At 71.8% G+C, this 12996-nt stretch carries 9 protein-coding genes; 6 read left to right on the plus strand and 3 right to left on the minus strand.

Annotated features, from left to right (window positions below; genetic code table 11):
- Window positions 1-63 precede the first annotated feature (63 nt).
- From gltB to F1C12_RS02450, 6 genes are all read left to right on the plus strand, one after another.
- Complete coding sequence (gltB, locus tag F1C12_RS02425; RefSeq protein ID WP_185277273.1) at window positions 64-4659, plus strand: glutamate synthase large subunit; 4596 nt, start codon at window positions 64-66, stop codon at window positions 4657-4659.
- Entirely contained in the window at window positions 4652-6109 is a 1458-nt protein-coding gene (locus F1C12_RS02430; protein WP_185277274.1) for a glutamate synthase subunit beta, read from the plus strand. Before gltB ends, F1C12_RS02430 begins: the two co-directional genes overlap by 8 nt.
- Window positions 6110-6170: 61 nt before the next feature.
- Window positions 6171-7586, plus strand: a complete 1416-nt coding sequence (gene pyk / locus F1C12_RS02435) for a pyruvate kinase (protein ID WP_185277275.1) — start codon at window positions 6171-6173, stop codon at window positions 7584-7586.
- Window positions 7587-7731: 145 nt separating this feature from the next.
- The gene (locus tag F1C12_RS02440; RefSeq protein ID WP_185277276.1) at window positions 7732-8790 is read left to right on the plus strand and encodes a LolA family protein; all 1059 of its coding nucleotides are present in this window, start codon (window positions 7732-7734) and stop codon (window positions 8788-8790) included.
- A gap of 10 nt (window positions 8791-8800) precedes the next feature.
- Window positions 8801-9766 carry an ABC transporter ATP-binding protein gene (locus F1C12_RS02445; protein ID WP_185277277.1) on the plus strand — a complete coding sequence of 322 codons (966 nt, stop codon included), beginning with the start codon at window positions 8801-8803 and terminating at the stop codon, window positions 9764-9766.
- Window positions 9753-10652, plus strand: a complete 900-nt coding sequence (locus F1C12_RS02450) for an ABC transporter permease (protein ID WP_185277278.1) — start codon at window positions 9753-9755, stop codon at window positions 10650-10652. The genes F1C12_RS02445 and F1C12_RS02450 overlap by 14 nt, the downstream gene beginning before the upstream one ends.
- Window positions 10653-10662: 10 nt before the next feature.
- Here F1C12_RS02450 and F1C12_RS02455 read toward each other — a convergent pair whose 3' ends face one another.
- Genes F1C12_RS02455 through F1C12_RS02465 form a run of 3 tightly spaced genes read right to left on the minus strand, consistent with a single transcriptional unit; the run spans window position 10663 to window position 12990 of the window.
- The gene (locus F1C12_RS02455; protein WP_185277279.1) at window positions 10663-11550 is read right to left on the minus strand and encodes an EamA family transporter; all 888 of its coding nucleotides are present in this window, start codon (window positions 11548-11550) and stop codon (window positions 10663-10665) included.
- A 9-nt stretch (window positions 11551-11559) separates the two neighbouring features.
- Entirely contained in the window at window positions 11560-12135 is a 576-nt protein-coding gene (locus F1C12_RS02460) for a GNAT family N-acetyltransferase (RefSeq protein ID WP_185277280.1), read from the minus strand.
- A 9-nt stretch (window positions 12136-12144) separates the two neighbouring features.
- Complete coding sequence (locus F1C12_RS02465) at window positions 12145-12990, minus strand: alpha/beta fold hydrolase (RefSeq protein WP_258046080.1); 846 nt, start codon at window positions 12988-12990, stop codon at window positions 12145-12147.
- Window positions 12991-12996: the final 6 nt, after the last annotated feature.

Below are 12996 nucleotides of genomic sequence, written 5' to 3' on the forward strand. Positions count from 1 at the left end.
GGGCCGAAGGCGTCCCCGCACTCCACATCCCCACATCCACGACACTGTGAGGACGGTCGAATTATGGCGGTTACGCCTCCCCACTCCCGGTTCAGCACGGTTCCCGGCAAGCAGGGTCTCTACGACCCCGCCGCCGAGAAGGACGCGTGCGGCCTCGCCATGGTCGCGACGCTCCGCGGGACAGCCGGTCACGACATCATCGACGCGGCGCTCGAGGCGCTGCGCCACCTGGAGCACCGCGGCGCGGTCGGCTCCGACGCCGGCACCGGCGACGGCGCGGGCATCATCACGCAGGTCCCCGACGCGTTCCTGCGCGCCGTGTCCGGCCTGGAGCTGCCGAGCGCCGGCCGTTACGCGGTCGGCAACGCCTTCCTGCCGACGGAGGCCGACGCGCGCGAGAGCGTGAAGGCCGCGGTGGAGGCCATCGCCGCCGATCACGACCTCACCGTGCTCGGCTGGCGTCCGGTCCCGGTCCGCCCGGACGAGCTGGGCACCCTGGCCCGCGACGCCATGCCGGTCATCGAGCAGCTCTTCGTCGCGAGCACCCGCGTCGACGAGCGCGGCGAGCCGGTCTCCGGGATCGCGCTCGACCGGCTGACGTTCTTCCTGCGCAAGCGCGCCGAGCGCGAGCTCGACCTGTACTTCTCGTCGCTGTCCAGCCGCACCCTGGTCTACAAGGGCATGGTCACGACCCTCCAGCTGGAGCCGTTCTACCCGGACCTCTCCGACCAGCGCTTCGCCTCCAAGCTGGCGCTCGTGCACTCGCGGTACTCCACGAACACGTTCCCGTCCTGGCCGCTCGCGCAGCCGTTCCGGATGATCGCGCACAACGGCGAGATCAACACGGTCTCGGGCAACCGCAACTGGATGCGCGCCCGCCAGTCGCAGCTGGAGAGCGAGCTGCTGGGCGACCTCTCGCCTGTGCTGCCGATCGTCACCCCCGGCGCCTCCGACTCGGCCTCCTTCGACGAGGTCGTGGAGCTCATCTCGCTCACCGGCCGGTCGCTGCCGCACGCGGTCATGATGATGGTGCCGGAGGCCTGGGAGAACCAGACCGAGATCGACCCTGTCCGCCGCGACTTCTACGAGTACCACTCGATGCTCATGGAGCCGTGGGACGGCCCGGCCGCGATCGTGTTCACCGACGGCTCGCTCGTCGGAGCGACGCTCGACCGCAACGGCCTGCGCCCCGGCCGCTACGTCGTCACCAACGACGGCCTGGTGGTGCTCGCCTCCGAGATCGGCGTGCTCGACATCGAGCCGAGCCGCGTCGTGCGCAAGGGCCGGCTGCGCCCGGGCCGGATGTTCCTGGTGGACACCGTCGCCGGCCGCCTGATCGAGGACGACGAGATCAAGTCCGAGCTCGCCGCGGGCGCGCCCTACGGCGACTGGCTCGCCGACGGCCGGATCAACCTCAAGGACCTTCCGGAGCGCGAGCACATCGTGCACACTCCGGCCTCCGTCACGCGCCGCCAGCGCACCTTCGGCTACACCGAGGAGGAGGTGCGCGTCCTGCTGAAGCCCATGGCGACGACGGGCGCCGAGCCGCTCGGCGCGATGGGCTCCGACACCCCGGTCGCAGTGCTCTCCGAGCGCCCCCGGCTGCTGTTCGACTACTTCACGCAGCAGTTCGCGCAGGTCACCAACCCGCCGCTGGACTCCATCCGCGAGGAGGTCGTGACCTCCCTGGCGCTCGGCCTCGGCCCGGAGCGCAACCTGCTGACCGCGGGCCCGGAGCACGCTCGGCAGGTCGTCCTCGACTTCCCGGTGATCGACAACGACGAGCTGGCCAAGATCCAGCACATCGACCCGCGCCCGGGCAGCCGGCTCACCACGACCCTGCGCGGCCTGTACCGCTCGGACGCCGGCCCCGACGCCATGCAGGCGCGGCTCGCCGAGATGTGCGACGAGGTGGACGAAGCCATCGAAGCCGGAGCGCAGTTCATCGTGCTGAGCGACCGCGACTCGACCAAGGACCTCGCGCCCATCCCGTCGCTGCTCATGCTCGCGGCCGTGCACCACCACCTGATCCGCGCCGAGAACCGCATGAAGTGCGGCCTGATCGTGGAGGCCGGCGATGTCCGCGAGGTGCACCATGTCGCGCTGCTGATCGGCTACGGCGCCTCGGCGATCAACCCGTACCTGGCGATGGAGACCTGCGAGGAGCTCGTCCGCAGCGGGATGATCACCAACGTCACGCCCGAAAAGGCGGTCAAGAACGTGATCAAGGCGCTCGGCAAGGGCGTGCTGAAGATCATGTCCAAGATGGGCATCTCGACGGTGTCCTCGTACGCGGGCGCCCAGGCGTTCGAGGCCGTCGGCCTCAGCCAGGAGTTCGTCGACCAGTACTTCACGGGCACAACGAGCAAGCTCGGCGGCGTCGGCATCGACGTCATCGCGGCGGAGAACATGGCGCGCCACATCGCCGCCTACCCGCCGGAGGGCGCGATCCTCGCGCACGAGCGGCTGCAGACCGGCGGCGAGTACCAGTGGCGCCGCGACGGCGCACCGCACCTCTTCAACCCGGAGACGGTGTTCCGCCTGCAGCACTCCACGCGCACGCGCCGGTACGACGTCTTCCGCGAGTACACGAAGCTCGTGGACGACCAGTCCGAGTCGCTGATGACCCTCCGCGGGATGTTCGCGCTGCGGTCCGGCGTGCGCCCGGCCATCCCGATCGACGAGGTCGAGCCGGTCGAGTCCATCGTCAAGCGCTTCTCCACCGGGGCGATGAGCTACGGCTCGATCTCCAAGGAGGCGCACGAGACGCTCGCCATCGCGATGAACCGCCTCGGCGGCAAGTCGAACACGGGCGAGGGCGGCGAGGACCTCGACCGTCTGCTCGACCCGGAGCGGCGCAGCGCGATCAAGCAGGTCGCCTCCGGCCGCTTCGGCGTCACCTCGATGTACCTGACCCACGCGGACGACATCCAGATCAAGCTCGCTCAGGGCGCCAAGCCCGGCGAGGGCGGCCAGCTGCCGCCGACCAAGGTCTACCCCTGGGTCGCGCGCACCCGGCACGCCACCGCGGGCGTCGGCCTCATCTCGCCGCCCCCGCACCACGACATCTACTCGATCGAGGACCTCAAGCAGCTCATCTTCGACCTGAAGCGCGCCAACCCGCAGGCCCGCGTGCACGTCAAGCTGGTCAGCGAGTCCGGCATCGGCGCGGTCGCGGCCGGGACGGCGAAGGCGCTGGCCGACGTCATCCTGGTCTCCGGCCACGACGGCGGCACGGGTGCGTCCCCGGTCAACTCCCTCAAGCACGCAGGCACGCCGTGGGAGCTCGGCCTGGCCGAGACGCAGCAGACCCTCATGCTCAACGGCATGCGCGAGCGCGTGGTCGTGCAGGTGGACGGCCAGCTGAAGACCGGCCGCGACGTCATCGTCGGCGCGCTGCTCGGCGCCGAGGAGTTCGGCTTCGCGACCGCCCCGCTGGTGGTCTCCGGCTGCGTCATGATGCGCGTCTGCCACCTCGACACCTGCCCGGTCGGCGTCGCCACCCAGAACCCGGAGCTCCGCTCGCGGTTCTCGGGCAAGCCGGAGTTCGTGGTCAACTTCTTCGAGTTCATCGCCCAGGAGGTGCGCGAGTACCTCGCCGAGCTCGGCTTCCGCAGCCTCGACGAGGCCATCGGCCACGCCGAGCTGCTGGACGCCGACCGCGCGATCGAGCACTGGAAGGCGTCGGGGATGGACCTCACGCCGATCCTGCGCGGGCCGGAGTTCCCGGAGTCCGCGCCGCGCAAGAACGGCCGTGCCCAGGACCACGAGCTGGACGAGCACTTCGACAACCAGCTCATCCAGGCCGCGCAGGACGTGCTCGCCTCGGCGCACCCCGGCACGGAGGGCGCGTCGCTCGCGCTGTCGCTGCCGATCCGCAACACCGAGCGCGCCGTCGGCACCATGCTCGGTCACGAGGTCACGGCCCGCCACGGCGAGAACGGCCTGCCGACCGGCACGATCGACATCACCCTGACGGGGTCCGCCGGCCAGTCGCTCGGCGCGTTCCTGCCCGCTGGCATCACGCTGCGGCTGGAGGGCGACTCCAACGACTACGTCGGCAAGGGCCTCTCCGGCGGCCAGATCGTCGTGCGCCCGCCGCGGGGGACCGTCTTCCCTGCCGAGCGCAACGTGATCGCGGGCAACGTGATCGGCTACGGCGCGACGCAGGGCAGCATGTTCATCCGCGGCATCGTGGGCGAGCGTTTCCTGGTCCGCAACTCGGGCGCGACCGCGGTCGTGGAGGGCGTTGGCGACCACGCGCTGGAGTACATGACGGGAGGCCTCGCGGTCATCCTGGGCGGCACCGGCCGCAACCTGGGCGCCGGCATGTCCGGCGGCACGGCGTACGTGTACGACCTCAAGCGCGAGCGGGTGAACCGCGACGCGCTGGCGACCGGCGAGCTGGAGCTGCTGCCGCTCGGCAGCGCCGACATCGAGATCGTGCGCGACCTGCTGGAGAAGCACCGCGCGGAGACCGGCTCGGCCCTCGCCGAGCGGATGCTCGCGGACGTCGACGCCACGATGGCGACGTTCGTCAAGGTACTGCCGCGCGACTACGCGGCCGTGCTGCAGATGCGTCAGGAGGCCGTCGACGAAGGGCTCGACCCCGACGGCGACATTGTGTGGAATCGGATCTTGGAGGTGACCGGTGGCTGACCCGAAGGGTTTTCTGAAGACGACCGAGCGGGAGCTTCCCAAGCGCCGGCCCGTGTCCGTGCGGCTCATGGACTGGAAAGAGGTCTACGAGGCGGGCGACCCGGCGCAGCTGCGCCGGCAGGCCGGACGCTGCATGGACTGCGGCATCCCGTTCTGCCACCAGGGCTGCCCGCTCGGCAACCTCATCCCGGAGTGGAACGACCTGATGTGGCGCGGGGAGGGCCGGCAGGCCATCGAGCGCCTGCACGCGACCAACAACTTCCCGGAGTTCACCGGCCGGCTCTGCCCGGCGCCCTGCGAGTCGTCGTGCGTGCTCGGCATCAACCAGCCGGCCGTCACGATCAAGCAGGTCGAGGTGTCGATCATCGACCAGGCCTGGCAGAACGGCTGGGTGCAGCCGCACCCGCCGGAGCGCCTCACCGGCAAGACGGTCGCCGTCGTCGGCTCCGGCCCCGCCGGCCTCGCCGCCGCGCAGCAGCTCACCCGTGCCGGCCACACGGTCGCCGTGTACGAGCGCGACGACCGCATCGGCGGCCTGCTGCGCTACGGCATCCCGGACTTCAAGATGGAGAAGAAGCACCTCGAGGCGCGGCTGAACCAGATGATGGCCGAGGGCACCCGCTTCCGGGCCGGGGTGAACATCGGCGTGGACATCGCCTGGGACGACCTGCGGGCGCGCTACGACGCGGTCGTCGTCGCCACCGGCGCGATGGTCCCGCGTGACCTCCCGATTCCGGGCCGCGATCTCGCGGGCGTGCACTTCGCGATGGAGTACCTGGTCCAGCAGAACAAGGCGGGAGCCGGCGACCAGATCGCCGACCAGATCACGGCGGACGGCAAGCACGTCATCGTGCTCGGCGGCGGCGACACCGGCGCCGACTGCATCGGAACCGCGCACCGCCAGGGCGCCGCCAGCGTCACCAACCTCGCGATCGGCAAGCAGCCGCCGGCGGAGCGCCCCGTGCACCAGCCGTGGCCGATGACGCCGACGCTGTTCGAGGTCCAGAGCGCACACGAGGAGGGCGGCGCGCGCGAGTATCTCGCGTCCACCGTCGAGTTCCTCGCGAACGAGTTCGGCGAGGTGAAGGCCCTCCGCGTCGCGGAGACCGAGTACCTCGACGGCCGCCGCGTGCCGAAGGCCGGGACGGAGCGCGAGATCCCCGCGGACCTCGTCCTCCTGGCGCTCGGCTTCACCGGTCCGGAGCAGGAGGACCTGGGCGCGCAGCTCGGCCTCCCGTTCGACGGCCGGGGCAACGTGGCGCGCGATGGCGACTACCAGACCAGCGAGGCCGGCGTGTTCGTCGCCGGCGACGCGGGCCGCGGCCAGTCGCTCATCGTCTGGGCCATCGCAGAGGGCCGGGCAGCGGCAGCCGCCGTGGACCGGTATCTTGAAGGGGAGACGGAGTTGCCGTCCCCGGTTCGACCCACCGACCGGGGCATCCTCGTCTGATCCCCTCCACCACGAGAACGCGCCGTCAGGGGTGCGAGAATCACGGAGCACTGAAAAACCCATGAGAAGGGCGAAAATCGTCGCGACCCTCGGTCCGGCGACCTCCAGCTACGACAACATCCGCGCGATCATCGATGCGGGCGTCGACGTCGCTCGGATGAATCTGAGCCACGGCAGCTACGACGTGCACGAGGGGGTCTACGCCAACGTGCGCAAGGCCGCCGACGACGCGGGGAAGCCGGTCGCGGTCCTCGTCGACCTCCAGGGTCCGAAGATCCGTCTCGGCAAGTTCGAGGCCGGCCCCTACGATCTCGCGCAGGGCGACATCTTCAAGATCACCACCGACGACATCATCGGCACCAGGGAGATCTCCTCGACCACGTTCAAGGGCCTGCCCAACGACGTCAAGCCGGGCGACTTCCTGCTGATCGACGACGGCAAGGTGCGCGTGCGCGTCGTCGAGGTCGAGGGCAACGTCGTGACGACCGAGGTCGTCGTCGCCGGTCCGGTCTCCAACAACAAGGGCATCAACCTCCCGGGCGTCGCGGTCAACGTGCCAGCGCTCTCCGAGAAGGACGAGGCGGACCTGCGCTGGGGCCTCAAGCTCGGCGCCGACATCATCGCGCTGTCGTTCGTGCGCAACGCCGCCGACATCGAGCGCGTGCACGAGATCATGGCGGAGGAGGGCCGCAAGGTCCCCGTCGTCGCCAAGATCGAGAAGCCGCAGGCCGTCGAGGCGCTCGAGGAGATCATCGAGGCGTTCGACGCCATCATGGTCGCCCGCGGCGACCTCGGCGTCGAGCTGCCGCTGGAGGCTGTCCCGATCGTGCAGAAGCGCGCGGTCGAGCTGGCCCGCCGCGCCGCCAAGCCGGTCATCGTGGCCACCCAGATGCTCGAGTCGATGATCTCCAGCCCGGTCCCGACCCGCGCCGAGACCTCCGACGTCGCCAACGCCGTCCTCGACGGCGCCGACGCGGTCATGCTCTCGGGCGAGACGAGCGTCGGCGAGTATCCGGCGATCACCGTGGCCACCATGGCGCGCATCGTCACCTCGACAGAGGAGCACGGTCTCGACCGCATCCAGCCGCTCGGCACCCGTCCGCGCACGCAGTCCGGCGCGATCACGCTGGCCGCCACCGAGGTCGCGGACTTCGTGGAGGCCAAGTACCTCTGCGTGTTCACCGAGTCGGGCGAGTCGGCCCGCCGGATGGCCCGCCTGCGCAACAAGATCCCGATCCTGGCGTTCACGCCGGAGGAGTCGGTGCGCCGCCGGATGTCCCTGTTCTGGGGCGTCGAGTCGTTCGTCGTGGACCGCGTCACCCACACCGACCAGATGGTCGCGCAGGTGGACGAGGCGCTGAAGTCGACGGGCCGCGCCGAGAACGGCGACAAGGTCATCATCATCTCCGGCTCCCCTCCCGGGATCCCCGGAACCACCAACGACATCCGCGTCCACAAGGTCGGCGACGTCCTCTAGGGCGGATGAGGAAGGCCCCGCTGCGGCGGGGCCTTCCGCGTGTCATCCCCGGGTCATACGCGCCTGTCATACCTGGGGATGATTTCCGGTTCTCCCACCGAATCGGAAGGGTCGGCGGCGGGTCGCCGAGCGTATCCTCGGGACTATGAAGCACCGCCTGATCCGCTGGCTCCCGGCCATCGTCGTCCCCGCCGCCATCGCCGCGGGCGCGATCGCCATCCCGCTCGCCGCGGGGGCGGCGGACCTGCCCGTGAAGTCGCCGGAGGACGTCCTCCGGCTGGTCGCGTCGAGCGACACCAAGGCGTTCTCCGGCACCGTCGAGCAGACCTCCGACCTGGGGCTGCCGAGCATCCCGAAGATGGGAGGCGGGTCCTCCAGCGCGGACAGCTCCATCGCGAGCACGCTCTCGCTGCTGATGGGCGACCACACGGCCAAGGTCTACGTGGACGGCCCGACCAAGGTTCGTGTGCAGCTGCTCGACCAGCTCGCCGAGCGCGACGCGATCCGCAACGGATCGGACGTCTGGCTCTACCAGTCCAGCGACCAGTCGGTCACCCACGCGACCGTCCCCGCGCACGAGAAGAGCGCGACCGCCACGCCGACGCCCGACGCCACCGCGACCACGCCGCAGGCGCTCGCCCAGAAGTTCCTCGCCGCCGTCGACCCGGCCACGAAGGTCACCCTCGGCGCGAACACGAAGGTCGCCAACCGCGACGCGTACGACCTGGTGCTGACGCCGCGCACCGACGCCACCCTGGTGGGTTCGGTGTCCATCGCCGTGGATGGGCAGACCGGCCTCCCCCTTCAGGTGCAGGTGATGGCGCGCGGCGCCTCCTCGCCGGCGTTCCAGGCCGGGTTCAGCGACTTCACGCCGGGCGCTCCGGACGCGAGCGTCTTCTCGTTCACCCCGCCGAAGGGCGCGAAGGTCACCGAGCAGACGCCGAAGACCAGTGGTGAGCACTCGGGCAGCGCCGATCGGCCCAAGCCGACCGTGACGGGCACCGGCTGGGCGACCATCGTGAGCCTCCCGGCGGGCACGGTCCCTGCGCAGGCGCTGGCCGACCCGCTGCTCGCGCAGCTGACCCAGCCGGCCGGCGGAGGCCGCGCGCTGTCGACCACGCTGGTGTCGGTGCTGGTGACCGCGGACGGTCGGGTGCTGGCGGGAGCCGTCCCCGTCTCCGCCCTGCAGGCCGCCGCTCAGTGAGCGACCGCCGGTGAGCGCCGCCTCCGTGGGCGACCGCGCGGCGACCGCCGCCGCCATCGCGACGAGCGGCCTGACCAAGCGCTTCCGCGGGCGCGCCGTCGTGGACGGGCTCAGCCTGTCGGTGCCGCGCGGCTCCGTGTTCGGGTTCCTCGGGCCGAACGGCTCGGGCAAGACCACGACCATCCGGATGCTGCTGGGGCTGATCTCGCCGTCCGCCGGGTCGATCGACCTGCTCGGGGAGTCCATGCCCGACCGCGGCGCGACCGTGCTGCCGCGTGTCGGCGCGCTGGTCGAGGGGCCGGCGTTCGCGCCGTACCTGTCCGGCACCGCGAACCTGGTCCGCCGCGACACCGCCGACAGGTACGCGTCGGGCGCGACCCGCTCGGCGCGCGTGGCGGCGGCCCTCGAGCGCGTCGGCCTCACGCACGCGGCAGGCAAGCACGTGCGCACCTACTCGCTCGGCATGAAGCAGCGGCTCGGTATCGCCGGCGCCCTGCTCACCGACCGCGACCTCCTGGTGCTCGACGAGCCCACCAACGGGCTCGACCCGCAGGGCACGCGCGAGGTGCGCAACCTGGTCCGCTCGCTCGCCGACGAGGGCACGACGGTGTTCGTCTCCAGCCACCTGCTCGCCGAGATCGAGCAGATCTGCACGCACGCCGCGATCATGCGCACCGGCCGGCTGGTCGCCCAGGGCTCGCTGGACGAGCTGCGCAGCGCCTCCGGGCCGCGCGTGAGCGTGACGACGCCGGACCGGGCGACCGCGGCGGACGTGCTCGCCCGGTTCGGGCTCGCGCCGGAGACCGGCGGCGACGGGGTGGAGGCCGCGCTCATCGAGGGCTCGCCCGCCGTGGAGGACATCGCCGCGCGCCTGGTCGGCGCGGGCGTCCGGCTGCGCGGGTTCGCCGTCCGGTCCTCCAGCCTGGAGGAGCGTTTCGTGGAGCTGACGGGGGAGGGCTTCGATGTCGAGCAGTGAGGCGGTCCCGGTCGGGGAGGTCGCAGCGACTACGGCCGACCGCCCGGTCGCGTCGGTCGGCGCACGGCGCGCACGTCCCGCGGCGGGCTGGGCGCTGCTGGGCTCCGAGCTGTCGGTGATGTTCCGGCGGTGGCGCACCTGGGCGATGCTCGGCGCGCTGGCGGCCGTTCCCATCCTCATCGCCGTGGCCGTGCGGCTGACCGGCCGCGGCCGGGGGCCGGCGTTCCTCGACCAGATCACGAGCAACGGGCTGTTCGTCGCGTTCACCGCCCTCGTGGTGTGCGTCCCGCTGTTCCTGCCGCTGACCATCGGGGTCGTCGCCGGCGACACCATCGCGGGCGAGGCCAGCCACGGGACCCTGCGCTACCTCGTGATCGCTCCCGCCGGCCGGCTGCGGCTGCTCGCGGTGAAGTTCGCGGGCTGCGCGGTGTTCTGCGTGGCCGCGGCGCTGGTGGTCGCGCTCGCTGGCGCGCTGATCGGCGCGCTGCTGTTCCCGATCGGGCCGGTGACGCTGCTCTCGGGAGCCGTGGTCCCGCTCGGCGACGCCGCGGTCCGGCTGCTGCTGATCGGGCTGTACATCGTGGTGTCGCTGCTCGGGATGTGCGCGATCGGGCTGTTCCTGTCGACGCTGACCGACGTCCCGGTCGGGGCGATGGCGGCGACCGCCGTGCTGGCTGTGGTGTCGCAGGTGCTCGACCAGCTCCCGCAGCTCGACGCGCTGCACCCGTGGCTGTTCAGCCACTACTGGCTCGGCTTCGCCGACTTCCTGCGCGCGCCGCTGGTGTGGGACTCGTTCCTGTCCAACCTGTGGCTGCAGGCCGGGTACGTCGCCGTCTTCGGGGCGCTCGCGATCGGCCGGTTCCTGACCAAGGACGTGCTGTCCTGATTTCGGCCGGCTAGGGGATGGTCTCGGCCGTGGACTCCAGGTCGGAGCGCGGATGGTCGCGTTGCGTCGCGATCGTGACCCCGGCCGCCAGGCACACGATCACGATGCCGACGAGCTGCACGAACGCGAAGCGTTCACCGAGCACGATGACCCCGAAGATCGTGGCGATGACCGGCCCGAACGCGGTGATGACGGCGTAGAGCCGCGGGGTGATCCGGCGCAGGATGAAGGTGTCCAGGCTGTACGGCACGGCCGAGGACAGGATCCCGGCGGTCAGCAGCAGCCCGGCGACGCGCCAGTCGATCCGGCTGTAGTCGACCACGACGAGCGCGAGCGGCACGGTGAGCACGGTCGCCACAACGCTCGCCACGCTGAGCCCTTCCAGCCCGGGCAGCCGGGTCGCCACCCGCCGGGTCAGCAGGATGTAGGCCGCCCAGGAGGCGGCGGCGGTCAGCGCGAGCACGACGCCGATAGGGTCGACGGCGCCCTCCGTCGCGGTCAGCAGCACCACGCCGCCCGCCGCCGCGACCGCGCAGCCGGCGTCGAGCAGCCGGCGGGAGCCGGCCAGCGCGAGCGCGAACGGGCCGAGGAACTCGATGGTCGCGGCGATCCCGAGCCCGAGCCGGCCGACGGCCTCGTAGAAGCTGAGGTTCATCGCGGCCAGCACGACGCCGAGGGCGAGGGCCGGCCAGAGCCGCGTCCAGGTCAGCTCGGCGCGCTTCGGCCGGTAGAACGGCAGGATGCAGACGGCGGTGACCACCTGGCGCACGGCGACCACCACGAGAGAGCCGACGATGGGGATGAGCAGCCCGGCGACCGAGGAGCCGAAGTTGATGCTGACCTCGGTGGCGACCTGGGTGCCTGCCCCGACGACGACCCGGTTGCGCTGCGAACTCACCGTCCGAGCTTAGTTCAGCGTCCTCCGCATGATCGCGCGGGTGGCGCTCGGCCGGCGGACTTCCTCGAAGCCGCCGTCGCGGAACAGCGAAACCGTGCCGTGGTAGCGCTCGGCGGCGCTCAGCGACGGGCGGACCTCCGGGTCGACCGGGTAGCCCTCGACAATGGTCGCGCCGCGCTCGCGCGCGTGCTGAAGGGCTCCGGCCAGCAGGGCGCGGGCGACGCCGCGCTTGCGGTACTCGATCCGGACCACGAAGCAGGTGACCGCCCAGACGTCCTCGGGGTCGCCCTCCCGGCGCCGGGTGATCGGCGACCGGCCGAGCGCGGGGTAGGCGGAGAACGGCTCGACCGCCGCCCAGCCGACCGGCTCGCCGTCGATGCGCGCGATCACGCCGGGGGAGCCCTCCTGCACCTGCTCGTGCAGCAGCGCCTTCGTGTCCTCGCGGGTCGCGGCATCCCAGTCGGAGCGGCTCAGCTTGAACCACTGGCACCAGCACGAGGACGGGTCGCCCTTGGTGCCGAAGACCGTCTGCAGCTCGTCCCAGGTCGACGCGTCGACCGATTCCGTGACCACTTCGTCCGTCATGCCACGAACCTAGCGCGGACCGAGGACACCGGCGAGGAAGCGCGGGCGCTCCACGTGTCCGAAGTGCCCGGTCCGCGACAGCGTCAGCGCCGAGAAGCGCGGGATGATCGCCGCCAGCCTCGCGTCGTCGTCGGCGCCCACGAACACGTCGTGGTCGCCATGCACGGCCAGGACGGGGCAGCGGACACGCGCCCAGCGCTCGGCCGCCGGATAACGCAAGGCGCATGCGACGGCGCGCACGAACGCGGCGGGCCGGAGGTCGCGGGCGAGCTCGTGCACGGTGAGCGGCTGCGGCAGCGCGAAAAGCGGAGCCAGCAGCGCGCCGAGGAGTCCGGACCTCTCGAGCGCGCGGACGAAGGGGGCCGCGGCGGGGCCGGAGGCCGCGAGCGCCCGCATCCCGGCCAGCAGCAGCGCGAGCCCCGGGAAGGCGCGCAGCAGGCCGAACCGTCCCAGGCGGTCGCCGCGACCGCCGAGGGTGGTGGCCGAGACGAGCAGCAGGGACTCGGTCGCCGCTGGCTCCTGGGCGGCGAGCTCCAGGGCGACGAAGCCGCCCATCGAGTGGCCGACGACGCGCCAGCGCTCGTAGCCGAGCCCGCGCGCCGTCGCCGCCACCGCCCGCGCGAGAGACGCCGCGTCGAGAGTGCTCACGTCGGCGGGCGAGTCGCCCCAGCCCGGGAGGTCGGGCACGACCAGGTCGTCCAGCGCGTCGGCGCCGCCTGCCGCCTCGATCGCCGGCAGCCAGGTCGTCCACGAGCCGGCCGCCCCGTGCAGGAGGATCGTCGCTGTCCGTCCGGTGCGCCCCGTGTGCCGCACCACCACGGGTCCGGCCGGTGTCGCAATCGTCGAGGTTTCCACCCCTGT

The organism is Leifsonia shinshuensis (assembly GCF_014217625.1).
Taxonomy (GTDB): domain Bacteria; phylum Actinomycetota; class Actinomycetes; order Actinomycetales; family Microbacteriaceae; genus Leifsonia; species Leifsonia shinshuensis_A.